Genomic DNA, 15,322 nt, shown 5'->3' with positions numbered 1-15,322 from the left:
AAAGGTGCATTCACCTAGGTGCAAGGATAAGAAAAAAGTGAAATTTTTTTTTAGAATGAATAGGCTAATTAAAATAACTATTGAAATCGTAGGTAATTATCAAATATTTCATCAATTTTACATAGTCGGTAAAGAGTTGTTCTAGGTTAGACTCATGCAATGCCATATCCTTTAACCAGTTAAAAAAATCCTCTCCTTTTAACAAGTTATGCTCCTCTCTAAATTGTTCGACTTGATATATAAGCTCGTATTCTGTAATTGTGTACGCTTGTTGATCAAGAAGAGACAGTAAGTATTGATAATGGAGCCTATTCTTTTTTGTTTCAGGAATTGATAGTAATTTAAGAATATTTTCCGCCCTCTGTAGAGAAGACGAACCTTCTATCTGCTCATGCGCCGGAGCACGCAACCAAACAGGAGACAAGGTAGACTCAATTAATTTTTTTTCAAAAAGAGTAAACTCTCTTTTTTTTCTATTTAAATCAAAAACCGTAGAAGGAATGTGTTGTTGGCTTAAAGAAAACAATAACGACTTTGCATCCTCTTTTTTTGCGTCTATATAATGAGATTTAATCAAATGATAAAGATCTTCTGGCACGTATTGAGCGATTTTCTCCCAAGTTCTTTCAGCATAAAAAATGGAGCGTATTGAATTTAAAATAGTTTCATTATTAATACTATTTAGTCGTTTAAGCGTTATGCGGATATTGATTAAAGGAATAGTTTGCACGTTATTGAATTTAGAATAAGCAATAGCCACCTCATCGTCACCCTCTACTTCTTCATTCTTATACATCTCATATATACGTCCATGTCCCCTCATCCCAAACGAATTCAGCTCCGCTGCTCTCAAAGCACCCATTGAAGCTGCCCCCCAAACCTCAATACCGTAGTCTAATGCTGTTAATATTTCTTTATGCCACACAGAAGGAACCCAGGAAAAATTTCCATCGATGATAACTATCCGTTTATACCCTGATTTTATTGCTTTAAGTACATCTCCCTTTTTGATTGAAGGGAAATACGCCGCATCGGGAAGTAGATGCATCGCCTCTTGATGGGTTAACGAAGTTTCTAAAAAAACTACGGTTTCATACATGACTTATCAAATCCATAGAAATTAGTTTTACTTTTAAAATGCATATTTCTTTGTCATAGTATTTATAAACTAAAATATCCTGATTGTTTCCTTTAATTTTTTCAAACAGAACCGAAAGTGCATCTTCTATTGTCTTTACCGAATAATTAGGCAACTCAGAAAAATTATTTTTATCTTTGACGACAGGAAATTCACTAGTTTTAAAATCATACTTTGTATGAATCAAGTCATCACGGGAACCTGCTATTGTAGTTACTCGCGATTGAATAGCCTCAGTCAGTGCACGATTTAAAGCTATTTGTTTATCGAGATGACATCCGCCACCTTTGAATAGAATTTGATTTTCAAAAGGATTTTTTGATTTAACACATACATCAAACGAAGGAATTTCATAAATATTTTCATGAAAGTAAATATGACAATCAAATTTTTTTGTTATATTTTTGACCACTTCGCCATTAACAAAAGCAGTATCAGATATCTTTAGAGCATCTTGTCGTTCTATTACCTCTAGAATTCCGTGTAAAAGAGCCTCGTTATAGTTATTCCCCCCAGCAAGTCCAGTTGTATCAGGAGAGTAAATCAATACTTCTGGCAAATAAGAATTTAGTGAGAACTCAGCAAAAGGCACGAGAATGGATTTTTCTGCAAATATTAGTTCAGCTTGTACCCAATTCATTGGCCGTGATGAATCATTAAAGTGTACAGACTTTGAAAGATCGTTTAGTGGTATAAAAATAGCTTTTTCTTGATCTAGGTCAAGCTCTGACTTATTAGTCACTTGAGGGATTAATTCTTCGGCAAAATATACTTCAATGGACTCCATCAATGCCGAGCACTGAGCTGCTTCTTTTGTTAATCCTTTTCCCTGACTCGTGGTTAACGATTTTGCTCTAGGCCTTATCGCAGTATAGACAGGTAGAGCAGTGTAATCTAAATGGGTTAAATCAGCTAACCGTGTAATTCCCGCCAGTTTCTTGAGAGAAGTCAATACGCCTAGTGTTTCGCAGTAATTGCGAGCTCTTAAAGACGTTTCTTGATGCTCAAAAATCATTTAAAAAGCCTTTCATTAAGATAATAGGCATCAACACCTAAGTTTCTCAGTTCTGATACAAACAATTTACTTCGATATCCTGATGCACAATAAAATACCAACTTCTTATCTTTATAGGATAAGAAAAATGAATAATCAGTATTCTCTTTAACAGGAAAAAATAGATCATCTTCTAACTTAGTAATCTCTCGTTCTTCTTTTTGCCTTATATCAACTAGAAAATGCTTGGTTCTATCAAGTTGCCCCAGGGTAATTCCATAATCAGCGCCTTGATTCTGTAGATAATTTAAGCTTATTTTTCTTTGTTTACATGCAAAACAGTTATTATTTTGCTTTATAGGCATGGAAGAAATATTGAAGTTTTTTGCATCTATTATTCGTATTTGTGGTACTTTCTCATTCTCTATATTGAGTAAATAATTTAATGCCAGATTAGCAGCCATTGTTCCTGCCATTCCTGTCACAGTGCCTAACACACCCGCTTCCGAACAATTAGGTATTACACCTATAGGTGGTGGATTGGGATATAGACAACGATAACAAAGGTGCTTTGTATCAAATAAAGCAAGCTGAATGATATTGACCAAAATACTACAGCTGATAAATACTTTATTCTTTAAAACACAAATATCGTTAATAAGGTATCTTGTTTCAAAATTATCTGTTCCGTCAATAATCAAGTCGATATCAGATACTAAGGAATATCCTAAATCCACATCAAACCTTTTAGTGTGAGCCTCTATAACAATATTTTTATTAATTTTACTTAAAACATCCCTCGCCTTTTCTGCCTTATAGAACCCTATATCGCATTCATTAAATAAGATCTGTCTATGCAAATTAGAAAGGTCTACTTTATCATCGTCGACAAGAATTAACTTTCCAACACCAGCTGCGGCAAGATACTGAGCTACCGGACTGCCTATCCCGCCGAGTCCAACGATCATAATTGCTGTGTTATTTATTATTTTTTGACCCTGCTCTCCAATAACGGAAATTTGACGTTTGTATCTATCCACTCACCTACCCCCCTGAAATAGAAGTCACAATACACACTTCATCATTTGGGTTAAGAATAATGTCTTTAATGGATGAGATCTGTTCTGAGTTAACGAATACGGAAATGTATCCCTTTGAACAACCAGAGTCGTCAAACATCTTTTCAAAATTTTCTTTATAAAATTCTGCTAATACTTGTTGCAAATTTGATTTACTAGAAACCAATTGGATTTGTTTTCTATCTGAATTAAACTCTATTAATTGATATTCATGCATTCTCATAACCTGTAGATTTTTGTATAAACGACATATATAATTTACTCATATTTTTAACAATTGTGACGAAAATATGAACGAACAACTGTTTAAAGACCTTACTAAAAACTCATCAGCAGCCAAAATGAGGCTATAATCGGTTTTTAGAATTAATATATTTCTACAATATCTTGCTCTGCAAGAAAGCTACCTGCTTTATTTATTTCAGTAATAGAGTCATCCCAACAAATCACCATCGCTGACTTAGACATATGCGCCATTTGCTCACTGATATCATCAGGCCTAACAAAAAGTATCCACTCGTTTTGTACAGAAAGTTCTGGCTTATGAATTCTTTTTATAACACCGTTCTTTCTAGGAAAATAACCACAAATGTAATGACTTTCATTCTTTACCAAGCGAGGAGGCTCAACCTCACAAACAATACAACATAAAATTGTTTCAAGACTTATGGAATATTTCTTCTGGTATAACTTATTTAGACCAATACCTGGAGGTCTAGCATTTGTTTCAATAAAGTGAATACAACCATCCTCACTCATGAAAAACTCAGTGTGAAGCACCCCATTATTGAATTCTAATAACTGGCAAATCTTAACTGAAGCATCCAAAATTAATTGTCGCTGATGCTCATCTAAAATATTCAGACTAAATATAGGCAAATTTTTGCTGACCATTAAATGATTTGGATGCGTATATTTTCTAGCTTCTACAAATAATATATCTCCATCAAATACTGCCAATTCTGAATGGTATAAATCATCTGCAATATAAGCTTGAGCAATATATTTTTCCTCATCCTCTTTTTTATTGGTCAAAAAATCACAAAAATCCTTCTCGGTTTTAATATGATATGTCTCATAAGAACCAGATGAATTAATAGGTTTAATAAATATCTCTTGATTACCTATCCTTTCTTTGATTGATTTTAGGTTTGAAGATTCAATCAATGTAGTTGTTTTAGGATATAAAAATAAACCATCCAATTTTTGATACATAAGATTTTTATGACTTAATAGCATCGATGTATTCAAACCCATGCCTGCAATATTTTGTTTTTCCCTGACTTTTGCTACATCAACAAACATATCTTCCGAAAAACAGACAATATAATCAGGGCGAATCGAATCACAAATAGCGAGCAGATCTTTAAATGAAAATGAGCTTACTAATACATTTTCTCTGTCCTTAACAAACTTAGATGCATCTTTAATCAAAAAAATGGGGGAAATTCCTAGCTGAACGAGTAGATCACAATCAATTAGTTCATAATCCTGGAGGGGATCAATGCATAACAGTTTCTTTATTTTCATTGTATTTAATACCAAAGCATCCTACTAAAAATGTTGTTTTCGAAGGGAACTGATCCACTGAATAACCAAGTTTATCTGTTACTTCTAAAAACCGAGAATCGTAAGAAAAAATTGTCTCTCTAGGCAATTTAAATAGGTTATTAGTCACTTGATTATTTTTTTCGTGAAAAAGTGTTAAATCCAGATTAGTAGCACTTTCAAAAAACGGGGTACTCTTGAAATGACCTAACTTCTTTATATGATCCGCATATTGCAAATAAGTATCGTATATTAATTCACAGCGTTGTGGTTTATTTGAAAATGATGTTGGTTTAAAAGCCATCTCTTCTTTGAGTATTGAATAAAAAACAGGATTGTTTTTATTTTTATCAAAATGTACTGGCTCCATAACAAAGGGAGTGTATTTGGATTTATATATATCGCGATACACCTCAACAATGAAATCTAAAGGTAACAAATCATCACCAACAGCTAAACCGTATCCAGGAACTTGGCCAGTTCCTATAGTAATCAATTGACTAATCGCATTATTAGTGAATTCATTTTGAGATATTTCAGGATTATTTGCACGAACATAAGCCATTAGATAATTATAAAAAGGCAGATTTGCATAATATCCTGTCTGATTGGAATCAAACTCCATCACCAAGCTCAAAAGAGCAGGTAATTTATTCTCTTTTATTAAGGTTACAATTTCAGAGGGAAATACCAATAACCTTGAACGCCAGTTACAATTAGCCGCATTGCATAAGCTTTTGAAGGTTAAATAATGATTTCCAAGATCATCTGGAACAGGAATATCTGCCTTAAAGTATTTTTCTAAATTAGCATGAGGCCTTGCATCTGCCACTGGACACAATAAGAATGTATTCCTTGCACCTGATGAAATCTGCAATATATCTGTGGGATGATGGGTATTTGAAACATTATAAAGTGAACTAACACTTAAAAAATCGCCCTCTCTATAGACTTGGTGTGTACTCGACTTCCCTTTAAATTCAATAAACATTTCAAGATTTTTTTCTAAAACCATTGAAAAAGGAACTGAAGGTAGCTTCCCACCAGTATTAGGTAAATAGAAATGGTGTTCATCTGCAATTATTTGCCCATACTGATATTCAAGCACAGTAAAAAGCATATTTTGAATACCGTCGATGGTTTCTAATACTTCATAGAGGCGCTTGTTAATCCGAGCTATATCCGTTTTTACCTTATCCCACGATAATTCACTCATATGGCATCAATATAAAATCCTATTATTTAACGGAATCATACAAGAGAACAATAACGTATTCAATAAACGTGTATTTCATGTAATAAAATTTATTGGTAAAAACAGTTATTTTTATTGCATTAATGCGTTTCAAGTTATAAATTATGTCACATGGAATGCGTTTTAAATAAAAACGGAGTTTTAAATGACAATCGACCATGTGGATAATCAAATCATAAAAATGATAGTCAACGGCTGCCATGTGAATGACATTGCTGAAGATACAAAGAAGTCAAAAAGGTACATTCTTTATCGACTTAGTGACCTAAAAACAAGTTTTAATTGTAAAACCACCCCTCAGTTAATTTATATGCTGACCACATCGGGGTTAATTAAGTAATTTTTTTTCACATGGATGTATTATGAATAATTCGATTTATTATTTAGGCTTTAACAAGCTTCTTTCATTAACAAAATGCCCTAAAGAAGCTCTTCTCTTAGATAAAATAATCTTTCATCATCAAGGCACTCTTTTAAAGCGTGAGAATAGATTATGGTTTACAAAAAAAATTCCTGAACTTGCAGCAGAGCTTGGGTTTAGTGAAAGCAGAATATATATTTATCTAAAGAATTTAGAAGAAAACGGCTTCATTATCAGAAAGCGATTTAAATATTACGGTGTACCTCGTTCCTTTATTGCCATTACAGAAACGCTTCAAAAAAAATTACAACTGATCCCCAAAGAGCCCCAAAACACTATAGAGATAAAAGAAAAGGAGTTTGTTCCTGAGCCGGATATAAACGAGAGAATGGATTATCTTGTTTCAACAGATATCATTAATAAAGAAAATAATAGAGTAATTAATAATATTACCATTTCTCATTCAGATACTAAATTACCACTAAACGAGCTCAATATTGCTAAAGGGATGTTATTGAATGTCCAAAAGCAACACGGAATAAAAATATCTTCACCACAAAAAGTCTTGGATGAAGTTGTATTTTCATTAACTAACCAAGAACAATTTCAAAATGTTGGCACTTTTCAACACAAAATTAATATCATTTCTCAACTTCTTCGCTCAAATCGCTGGAGAACACCCAAAGGATTTAATCAATATTCTCCGGAAGGGAAACGTTACAAAGAAGAGCAAGATCAGGAAAATGCTATTCGACTGCTATTAAAGAAAGAGGAATGTGCTTACTCTGGATTAGATGAGATTGCTACAAATAAACGTTTATCCAATGTTTATGAATTAGCCGATCCCCCATGTACTAACATGAAATTACAAAAGTCACTTCAAATTCAACAAAGTCTTATAAATGGCATTAAAAAGGATATCAAAACAATAAAAAACCCTAATATATTGAAAAATTTTCTAACCATATTAGTTCAAGAAGAAACAAAGTTATCCAAATTACAGGCTGAATTATCATTACAATAGATTATGCCATTCCTTTGATCGCTTCGACCGACGTTTTTTGTATACTATTCTCAATCGTTTTAGAACAAAACCAGAGAATGAGCGCACCAAAGATGGCATAAAGACCTAGCTGGGTAAATGCGCTCATATAATGTTCATTGCTAACAAGTGGATTTAATGATTCAGATTGAGTCATTAAATTAGAAAAATAATTGGATAATGTGGCTGCTATTCCTGAAGCCATCATCCATATCCCCATCATAAGCCCTTGCAGTTTTTCTGGCGCAAGACTTCCTATCATCGCGTAACCAACTGGAGCAATAAGCAACTCCCCTATCGCTTGAAGAAGATAATGCGCGATAATCCAAACCATACTAGTTAATCCCTCAGTGCCACAATTCATTATGCCAATAGTCAATGTCAAAAAAGACATTGCAATAAATACTAAGGAACACATAAATTGTTTAGATATCGAAATGGTGATTTGTTTCTTTCTTAGTTTATCAAATAGAGTGATTGCTATGGGTGAGCCGATAATTACAAAAATTGAATTTAAATTCATTAACCATTGCGGAGGAATATAATTAGAAGCTATATAAATATTCACATTATACTTCAGAAACTGAGTAACCCCCATAGGCCCTACAAAATAGAGCATCCAAAATACAATTGAACTTCCCGTTAAAAATACAAAAGAATAAATTTTTTTCCGTGCATTATGCGTACTTAAACTACGTCCAAGTAATGTGATATAGAATAAAGCCGCAGCACCAATAAAGAGTATGAGGCCATTTGCTAACCAAGAACAATAAAACCCTGCCAGAAGGATAGGTATAATAAGTATGATTAATGCCAGCCCTAGTCGACCCCTCTTTAACTCATCCATGGTATTTACTTTATTTTTTGCGAAATATCTCCACGACTTAATAATGAAAAACACTGTAATTAGATTAATCAAATTACTTACTTCAAATAAACGATCGTATCTATCGTGAATATCAATAAACCCGCTCATAACATAACCGGAGAGAAATCCTATATTCATCGCACTGTAATTATGAAAAAATGCTTTTTCTCTTAATTCATTTTCGTGACCTGTAAATTGTTGGGTAATAAGGCAGTTAATACATGTAGATCCTAAACCACACCCTATAAGAAACAAGCTTAACCCTAGATACACAAAAGAATCCGAAAAATTAAGCACTATTAAACCTAAAGTTTGTATGAGTGTTGAAATAGCAAATAGCAATCGATTATTTAAAAATCTATCTCCAATATAACCAGAAACAAAATGCAGAATAAAATTCGAGGCAAGAAAAAAACCTACAATTCCATTAGATTCTGTTTGGCTCAACCCAATTCTTTTAGTTAAGTAAAGCGACAACGATGAAAATAAGATAGCGAAACTAAATGTTGTTATTCCGTTTAGCCAATGTAAATATGCTATCCCTTTAGAAACCCTCTTTCCAACATCCATTTAACGTCCTAACACTCTATTATTGTAAGCCCACCCATGCTATTTAATTTTGTAGGAAGAAAGTTGCTTAACAAATTTATAGTGACGAATAATATCGCAATCAAAAGTAAGTAATTATATGAGAAAAAGCAATAAACAACATCAATTAAATGCAGCAAAAACAATTCGATGTTATAACTTAATAGCCAAATCACCATAGATCATTTAACCATAATCCTGCAAACGTCACATTTCCCTCTATACGTCACATTAAAATCCCGCAAATGTCACAAATCCATCCTGCTTATGTCACTTACCCCCCTGTAAATGTCACATCAAATCCCGTAAACGACACCTTTCAACTAAAAAAAACTTTTAAAAACAATTAGTTGAATTGGGTTAAACAATTTAAACTACTTAAACAAAAAAACAAACTGTTAGTTGTTGATTTTATATTGCATATAACATGCAAATGCATATATTATGTTTTTACATAACCTACTTAATAGTAACAATATGGCAAAAGTTATTGTAAATGCAACCCACAAAGGTGGGGAGGGAAAGACAACAAATTCAATTGTACTGGCTGAGTATTTGGCACTAATACAAAACAGAAAAGTATTATCAATGGATCTAGATCCACAGGCTAATTTTTCTGGCCGGTATCTTCAGATGACTTATGATCCAGCTTATCAAGGAGGAAAAATCCCCCCTTTGCATCCAGATTATGAGCCTGACATTGATACAGACTGGGATGGTAGAAGTGGCATTGCAAATATATTCTATGGCGAAGGAGTTATCCCCTACCCTACTCAAATTAATAATCTTGAAATTGCACCTGCACACTCAATTAAATTACAAGAAGCAGAAGCAGTCACGAAAAATGAAGTTAAAGAAAAAGTACATTTGCAAATTAAAAAATTTGTAGAAGATCCTGAGGTACAAAAAGCATATGATGTGATTATTATTGATACACCGCCATCAAAAGGACCTTTAACAATTTCAGCAATAAAAGCTGCCACTCATTTAGTTATTCCAGCACAAATGGAGCAATTTTCTATTGAGGGAATTTATGGGATGTTGCAACTTTGGAAACAGGAAACGTACGCAAGATCCAAAGATAACCCCATTGAATTGATCGGAATTTTACCTAATCAAGTACGAAATATTAACATTCATAAGCATTTTCTAAACGATCTCAGAAATAAGGAATTTACCTCTAAATATGTTATTCCTCATGAGATAAAGAAAAGATCTGTCTATACAGAAATACTTGCTGAAAATGCAAATCCTAAAAGTATTTTCGAGCTTTCAGAAAATAGTATAGAACGAATTGAGTATGAAAATGTATGTCAATATATAACGAATAAGGTATTTAACAATGGCTAAGAGAAAAGTATTTTCTATAGGAAGTTCTTTATCAGATGGATTAGAACAGACTTTTGCTGCAGCTCAAAATTACTCAAATCAATTACGTATTGATGTTATTCCATTAAGTAAAATAGAGGTTGATCCTGATAATCCAAGGACATTAACGATCTCAATGAACGATCTGCTCCATGGAATTTCTGACAACGATCCTTTATTGGAAATAAAAACTACAGAAAAAGAAGAATTACGATCATTGGCAAATTCAATAAATGAGCATGGCATTCTAAATCCGGTCATAGTGTATGAATCAAATGCAAGTTATCGTCTAATTGCTGGTGAACGTCGAACATTAGCCTCTATTTTAATTGGCAAGACAGATATACAAGCCAAAATAATAGATAAAAAACCTGATGAGCTTAAAATTAGATTATTGCAATGGGTGGAAAATTCCGAACGGACAGACCTTTCCTTGCACGATAGACTTCTTAATTTTGAAATGATTGTAAACGCTTATGCGAAAGCATCAAATTTTAATATCAATGATATAAGGCCTGTAGATATTAGTAATTTAATAGGCTGTTCAAAACCTCATGCTTCAAATTTAAAGTTACTTTTGGCTGCAGATCAAGATATTAGAAAGATAATCGCTGAAAATAAGATCTCTAATATTGAGAAGATAGCTATATTGTGTCAAATCAAAGATTTAAATCTTAGAAATAAGGCGATACAGGACGCTATAAATGGAGCAACACTTGTTGATTTAAAAAAATATCTTGAAATAAATTTTGAAATAAATCACCAACATGAACATGTCATGGTTTCCTCTTATGTAAGAGGAAAAAAAATTAGTTTGGGTTCAATAAATAATATTAATGCAGCAAAGAAAATATTCTGTATTTTATTAGATCATGTTGAAGATAGAATGTTAAAAACAAATCTATCCAAAGTTAATATGGATAATCCAAGAGATATTTCTAGAGCACTAAAAACTATTATTTCAAGTTTGGAACAAGTTAATGATTAAGATAGATACAAAAAACACTAAAGCTAGGATAAGTTACTTTATTTCTGAACTAATCTTATCAGACTTAAAAAACGATATGATAAAGAGCGGATATGATTTAAAAGGCAAGAGTAAATGGATTTGTGAGGCAGTACTTGAGTTGTTAAATATGAATAATTATAAAGAACTTGTCATGTTAAGTGATCAAATGCAGGGGTTTGAAAAATTAGACTACATCTCTGTAGATAGATCTTTTAAAACATTAATTAGTGATGCTGTAATTAATATAAGAACAGACTACCCTTCTCTTGAAGGTGTTCAAAGTAAGATATTGAGAACAGCTATTTTACAAAGATTAATTAAGTCTTAATTTTTACTTTTGAAATAAGAATTTATAGATTTCTAGTTATGTTAAGAAAGCAAATGTGACGTTTGCAGGAAAAAGTTAAGTGACTTAACTTTATGTTTAAAGCAGCTCAATTTTTATAACATACATAATAAATTGCCATGCTTGCTAGATAAGACTAATTAATTTTATCTTCTAGTTGGCTCAGTGGCATAGGTAGATTAAGGCAAATTATTTAAATGTGACACTTACGGGAGAAAGTTAAGTCACTTAACTTTCCTATTAGACCGATGAATTTAAATTTTAAGAAGATTTGACGAAATGTGACGTTTGCAGGAAAAAGTTAAGCCACTTAACTTTTCTTGAGCTGAAGTCTACAAAGGACTTGGAATGACAATAACAACAATAAATAAAGAGAAATTTGAGTTAAAGAAACATATAGCAACAATCCACTGTCATGGGAAGATAACTTTACTACAGAGAAAAATTGCTAATGCTTTATTATTTCATGCATATCATAATTTGATGACACAAGATGATCATGTAATCCAAATTTCCGAACTAACAAAGCTTGTCGGATTCGATAGTAATGATCATCGAAAAGTTAAGGATGCTTTATTAAAACTTTTATCAACTGTAATTGAGTGGAATGTTATTGACGAGCTATCAGAGGATAGTGAAACATGGAACGCAAGTTCAATTATTTCTGATGTATCAATTAGAGGTTCTATATGTAGATACTCATATAGTAATAAAATGAGAAAATTATTATATCATCCAGTGCGATACGGTAAAATTGATCTTAATATCCAGACAAAATTTCAATCAAGTTATGGATTAACCCTATATGAGAATTGTAATAGATATAAATCCATTGGAAATACGCCTTGGTTTGATCTTGAAACATTTAGAAAGTTAATGGGTGTTGAAGATGGATTGTATAAAATATTTAGGGATTTGAATCATAGAGTCATAAAAAAGGCGGTAGATGAAGTTAATCAATATACATTAATGTCAGTAGAACCTGAATTTAGGAAGCTTAATCGCCAAGTTGTGTCGATTAGATTTCTTATAAGAAACAAACAACAACAAAATGCAATCTTAGGTCAAGATACATTTAATGATTTAGTAGAGAAGTTAAAACAAAAATTTGGCTTTTCATCAAAACAAGTTGATGAAGTGCTTAAGCAATTTGATAAATCTTACATAGAAGAAAAAATCAATTTAATAACTAGTAGCGAACCATATAAAAATGGTGCGATTAGAAACTTATCAAAATATTTAATGGCAGCATTAAAAGATGATTACCAGTCACCGGTAAGTTCAAAAGAACATATAGTTAATCCCAAAAAGGATGAGATCGCTAGTAAAAAAAATATAGAAGAATACGATCTGTTTAAGCGCAAGCATATTGAGACTATGTTCAACAACTTATCCGAATTTGAAAAGAACAACGTAGTTCAGCAGTTTCAAGCAAAGATAAAAAAGACGGTCTATTATTCGTTATTTGAAAAAAATGGAATGGAAAACGTGCTTATCAGAGATAGGTTTTATCTTTTTCTAAAAGAAGTGATGCAAAATACAGAAATGCCTTCGATTGAAATGTTCCTACAGCAAAAGGAGGAATTAAATATGGAAGAGGTCGTTGAGTAAATATTGTTCACTTGATGTATTCTAAAAACTCAGAAAGATTCAAATTGTCTTTGAAACTAACCATAAAGATAAAGCTATTTACGTACGTGAGAATGAGAAATAAAGGTTAAGTTAGTAGCTGTCGCAATGATATGGACTCTCCTTTTCTTTTTGTTTTTACACAAAAACAGTTTGGCTCATCTAATAGCCGTTTAAAAGGGAGGATGAGTCCATATCATTGCGACAGCGACAAGTTATTCACATTTTCTGTTGATAACTCTGTGGGATAACAGTGGAGTTGCGATATGGAATATACGAAACAGATATTGGCAATGTTAAGAGAAGGGGACTTTGCGCATCCTAGTGAAATTGAAGCAATCGAGGTTTCTTTATCACCTATTGCTAAAAACAGCGAAAATCGTTTACTTAATGTTGGATGTGGATTAGGTGGAACTGCTCATTATGTACAAAAAAAAGGATAGGGTATAGTTACAGGCGTTGATATCGATAGAAATCTTATTGATCTTGATCGCGCAAAGACGAGCTATCCTGACGTTAAATTTATATGCGAAGATATTTTGAGCAGCACAAAGCTTTCTCACAAATCATTTCAATGCATTTATAGCTGCAGTGCCTTTTTTTGTTTTGAATCTAAAGAAATTGCGTTAAAAAAATTATGACAGCATTCAGATTCTCACGGGACACTCGTTTTAATCCAATTTATTTACCTGAAATAAAGAAGCAGCTCTCTGCAACTGGATGGACATTTAAAGAAAGTGTTGATCTCAGCGAGCACTTTATTCACTGGTATACAATTTTATTAGATTCTTTTGAACAAAAGCGTGAGCAGGTTAAGCAGCAATTTGGTCAACAAGCTTGGGATATTCTGTATTCAGGATACAAGCAATTATTGCTGGGTCTAAATACAAAAAAAATCGGTGGTATTGTGGTGTATGCAAGCCTGAATCACACTTAACTTATTTCAACCACTGATATTTTCTAAAAGGAGCGAGGCTACTTTAGAGACTTATGCTTGGTTTATGTATGCATTCAATGCTTATTATTTGATGTTTTTATCCGTAATATTTTTTCTATAGAAGAAACAACGAACTATCTTATAATGACGCCTATTTTTTCCTTCATGGTATCTTATGTATCGAATTTTAGTTTTATTGTGCTGTATCTCTCTAAGTTATGCTCAGACTCCAGGCTCTTTTTCACAATCCAAGAAAATTGCGGCACAATTATTTAAGAAACACCCACATACCATATATTGCCAATGCAGTTATGAAGAAAAAGAAGTTAATCTAGCCAGTTGCGGCATGCTAGCTGCTGATTCAATCAAACGAGCACATCGTATTGAGTGGGAGCATATTATGGCTGCCGAGCATTTTGGGCGGCAATTTGCGTGTTGGCGAGAACCAATGTGCGAGGATAAACAGGGAAAACCCTATAAAGGGCGACGATGTTGTGAAAAAATCGATGAACAATTTCGCCATGTGGAAGCCGAACTTTATAACTTATGGCCAGAAGTAGGGGTGGTGAATCAAGCCCGTTCGAACTATCGATTTAGCGTGTTGCCTACACAACCCGATTATCTAGGATGTCCCATGAAAATTGATAAAAAATTGCGGCGTGCTGAGCCGCCTGATTCTGCCAAAGGAGTGGTGGCACGCGCTTATTTATTTATGGCGAATCATTATGGCTTATCCTTAAGCTCATCGCAAAGACAATTGTTTATGGTCTGGAATAAAACATTTCCTCCAAGTTCTTGGGAAAAACAATGGGCATTGCACGTTGCTTCAATTGAAGGATATGAAAATCCTTACATTATAAATTGGCATGAAAATGTATCGCTTAGGATGGTTTCTCAATAAGAAAAATCACTTTGGTGGTTTCTTTTTCTATCACTAGTACCATCCTGCGATAAAAAGATTGATTATGTAAATAATGAACAAAAAAATTTCCCCTTTAGTAACTCAAATTATTTTGAGCTGTATTTCAATTTACTGAATCAAAAAAAACGTACAAATTCTCTTTATGATTAGTTCACGAGACTATTCTCATTAATTTCGATTGCGTATTCCGGAGGACTTGATCACTAATTCCGTTAGTCATTTGATCACCGATTCCGGA

The 15,322-nt window shown here is 32.9% G+C and carries 17 protein-coding genes; 10 read left to right on the top strand and 7 right to left on the bottom strand.

Annotated features, from left to right (window positions below):
- Positions 1 to 64: 64 nt before the first annotated feature.
- From DGG96_RS15330 to DGG96_RS15305, 6 genes are all read right to left on the bottom strand, one after another.
- Entirely contained in the window at positions 65 to 1,099 is a 1,035-nt protein-coding gene (locus DGG96_RS15330; protein WP_110143524.1) for a TfuA-like protein, read from the bottom strand.
- On the bottom strand, positions 1,092 to 2,153 hold the full coding sequence (locus DGG96_RS15325; protein ID WP_110143523.1) for a YcaO-like family protein: 1,062 nt from the start codon (positions 2,151 to 2,153) through the stop codon (positions 1,092 to 1,094). The genes DGG96_RS15330 and DGG96_RS15325 overlap by 8 nt, the downstream gene beginning before the upstream one ends.
- On the bottom strand, positions 2,150 to 3,172 hold the full coding sequence (locus DGG96_RS15320; RefSeq protein ID WP_110143522.1) for a HesA/MoeB/ThiF family protein: 1,023 nt from the start codon (positions 3,170 to 3,172) through the stop codon (positions 2,150 to 2,152). Before DGG96_RS15320 ends, DGG96_RS15325 begins: the two co-directional genes overlap by 4 nt.
- Before the next feature lie 4 nt (positions 3,173 to 3,176).
- Positions 3,177 to 3,434: a MoaD/ThiS family protein gene (locus tag DGG96_RS15315; protein ID WP_240610465.1), complete on the bottom strand. Its 258-nt coding sequence runs from the start codon at positions 3,432 to 3,434 to the stop codon at positions 3,177 to 3,179.
- Between the two features lie 143 nt (positions 3,435 to 3,577).
- Entirely contained in the window at positions 3,578 to 4,741 is a 1,164-nt protein-coding gene (locus tag DGG96_RS15310) for an ATP-grasp domain-containing protein (RefSeq protein WP_110143520.1), read from the bottom strand.
- Complete coding sequence (locus tag DGG96_RS15305; protein ID WP_110143519.1) at positions 4,713 to 5,975, bottom strand: hypothetical protein; 1,263 nt, start codon at positions 5,973 to 5,975, stop codon at positions 4,713 to 4,715. The genes DGG96_RS15310 and DGG96_RS15305 overlap by 29 nt, the downstream gene beginning before the upstream one ends.
- A gap of 184 nt (positions 5,976 to 6,159) precedes the next feature.
- On the opposite strand from DGG96_RS15305, the gene DGG96_RS15300 reads away from it, so the two are divergent.
- A complete protein-coding gene (locus tag DGG96_RS15300; protein ID WP_058533776.1) occupies positions 6,160 to 6,354 on the top strand; it encodes a hypothetical protein in 195 nt (64 codons plus the stop codon).
- Between the two features lie 22 nt (positions 6,355 to 6,376).
- A complete protein-coding gene (locus DGG96_RS15295; RefSeq protein WP_110143518.1) occupies positions 6,377 to 7,399 on the top strand; it encodes a hypothetical protein in 1,023 nt (340 codons plus the stop codon).
- A gap of 1 nt (position 7,400) precedes the next feature.
- Here DGG96_RS15295 and DGG96_RS15290 read toward each other — a convergent pair whose 3' ends face one another.
- Complete coding sequence (locus DGG96_RS15290) at positions 7,401 to 8,855, bottom strand: peptide MFS transporter (RefSeq protein ID WP_110143517.1); 1,455 nt, start codon at positions 8,853 to 8,855, stop codon at positions 7,401 to 7,403.
- A 495-nt stretch (positions 8,856 to 9,350) separates the two neighbouring features.
- On the opposite strand from DGG96_RS15290, the gene DGG96_RS15280 reads away from it, so the two are divergent.
- The 8 genes from DGG96_RS15280 (at position 9,351) to DGG96_RS15250 (ending at position 15,063) form a co-directional block, all read left to right on the top strand.
- Entirely contained in the window at positions 9,351 to 10,223 is an 873-nt protein-coding gene (locus DGG96_RS15280) for a ParA family protein (protein ID WP_158618891.1), read from the top strand.
- Positions 10,216 to 11,229 carry a ParB/RepB/Spo0J family partition protein gene (locus tag DGG96_RS15275; protein ID WP_110143515.1) on the top strand — a complete coding sequence of 338 codons (1,014 nt, stop codon included), beginning with the start codon at positions 10,216 to 10,218 and terminating at the stop codon, positions 11,227 to 11,229. Before DGG96_RS15280 ends, DGG96_RS15275 begins: the two co-directional genes overlap by 8 nt.
- Complete coding sequence (locus DGG96_RS15270) at positions 11,222 to 11,578, top strand: hypothetical protein (RefSeq protein ID WP_085663086.1); 357 nt, start codon at positions 11,222 to 11,224, stop codon at positions 11,576 to 11,578. The genes DGG96_RS15275 and DGG96_RS15270 overlap by 8 nt, the downstream gene beginning before the upstream one ends.
- A 366-nt stretch (positions 11,579 to 11,944) precedes the next feature.
- Positions 11,945 to 13,207 carry a replication initiation protein gene (locus DGG96_RS15265; RefSeq protein WP_110143514.1) on the top strand — a complete coding sequence of 421 codons (1,263 nt, stop codon included), beginning with the start codon at positions 11,945 to 11,947 and terminating at the stop codon, positions 13,205 to 13,207.
- Positions 13,208 to 13,491: 284 nt separating this feature from the next.
- The gene (locus DGG96_RS20915; RefSeq protein ID WP_158618890.1) at positions 13,492 to 13,668 is read left to right on the top strand and encodes a hypothetical protein; all 177 of its coding nucleotides are present in this window, start codon (positions 13,492 to 13,494) and stop codon (positions 13,666 to 13,668) included.
- Positions 13,669 to 13,671: 3 nt separating this feature from the next.
- On the top strand, positions 13,672 to 13,866 hold the full coding sequence (locus tag DGG96_RS21440; protein ID WP_110143513.1) for a methyltransferase domain-containing protein: 195 nt from the start codon (positions 13,672 to 13,674) through the stop codon (positions 13,864 to 13,866).
- Positions 13,863 to 14,162 (top strand): hypothetical protein, encoded by a 300-nt coding sequence (locus DGG96_RS15255; RefSeq protein WP_110143512.1) that lies wholly within the window; start codon positions 13,863 to 13,865, stop codon positions 14,160 to 14,162. The genes DGG96_RS21440 and DGG96_RS15255 overlap by 4 nt, the downstream gene beginning before the upstream one ends.
- 175 nt (positions 14,163 to 14,337) lie before the next feature.
- Positions 14,338 to 15,063: an endonuclease gene (locus DGG96_RS15250; protein ID WP_110143511.1), complete on the top strand. Its 726-nt coding sequence runs from the start codon at positions 14,338 to 14,340 to the stop codon at positions 15,061 to 15,063.
- Positions 15,064 to 15,322: the final 259 nt, after the last annotated feature.

Source organism: Legionella qingyii (assembly GCF_003184185.1).
This window is presented reverse-complemented; position numbering and strand designations above follow the sequence as displayed.

Excerpts from the sequence above, each read along its gene's own strand:
- DGG96_RS15330 (WP_110143524.1), bottom strand. The coding sequence starts at position 1,099 with ATGTATGAAACCGTAGTTTTTTTAGAAACTTCGTTAACCCATCAAGAG.
- DGG96_RS15325 (WP_110143523.1), bottom strand. The coding sequence starts at position 2,153 with ATGATTTTTGAGCATCAAGAAACGTCTTTAAGAGCTCGCAATTACTGC.
- DGG96_RS15315 (WP_240610465.1), bottom strand. The coding sequence starts at position 3,434 with ATGAGAATGCATGAATATCAATTAATAGAGTTTAATTCAGATAGAAAA.
- DGG96_RS15310 (WP_110143520.1), bottom strand. The coding sequence starts at position 4,741 with ATGAAAATAAAGAAACTGTTATGCATTGATCCCCTCCAGGATTATGAA.
- DGG96_RS15305 (WP_110143519.1), bottom strand. The coding sequence starts at position 5,975 with ATGAGTGAATTATCGTGGGATAAGGTAAAAACGGATATAGCTCGGATT.
- DGG96_RS15300 (WP_058533776.1), top strand. The coding sequence starts at position 6,160 with ATGACAATCGACCATGTGGATAATCAAATCATAAAAATGATAGTCAAC.
- DGG96_RS15295 (WP_110143518.1), top strand. The coding sequence starts at position 6,377 with ATGAATAATTCGATTTATTATTTAGGCTTTAACAAGCTTCTTTCATTA.
- DGG96_RS15290 (WP_110143517.1), bottom strand. The coding sequence starts at position 8,855 with ATGGATGTTGGAAAGAGGGTTTCTAAAGGGATAGCATATTTACATTGG.
- DGG96_RS15280 (WP_158618891.1), top strand. The coding sequence starts at position 9,351 with ATGGCAAAAGTTATTGTAAATGCAACCCACAAAGGTGGGGAGGGAAAG.
- DGG96_RS15275 (WP_110143515.1), top strand. The coding sequence starts at position 10,216 with ATGGCTAAGAGAAAAGTATTTTCTATAGGAAGTTCTTTATCAGATGGA.
- DGG96_RS15270 (WP_085663086.1), top strand. The coding sequence starts at position 11,222 with ATGATTAAGATAGATACAAAAAACACTAAAGCTAGGATAAGTTACTTT.
- DGG96_RS15265 (WP_110143514.1), top strand. The coding sequence starts at position 11,945 with ATGACAATAACAACAATAAATAAAGAGAAATTTGAGTTAAAGAAACAT.
- DGG96_RS20915 (WP_158618890.1), top strand. The coding sequence starts at position 13,492 with ATGGAATATACGAAACAGATATTGGCAATGTTAAGAGAAGGGGACTTT.
- DGG96_RS15255 (WP_110143512.1), top strand. The coding sequence starts at position 13,863 with ATGACAGCATTCAGATTCTCACGGGACACTCGTTTTAATCCAATTTAT.
- DGG96_RS15250 (WP_110143511.1), top strand. The coding sequence starts at position 14,338 with ATGTATCGAATTTTAGTTTTATTGTGCTGTATCTCTCTAAGTTATGCT.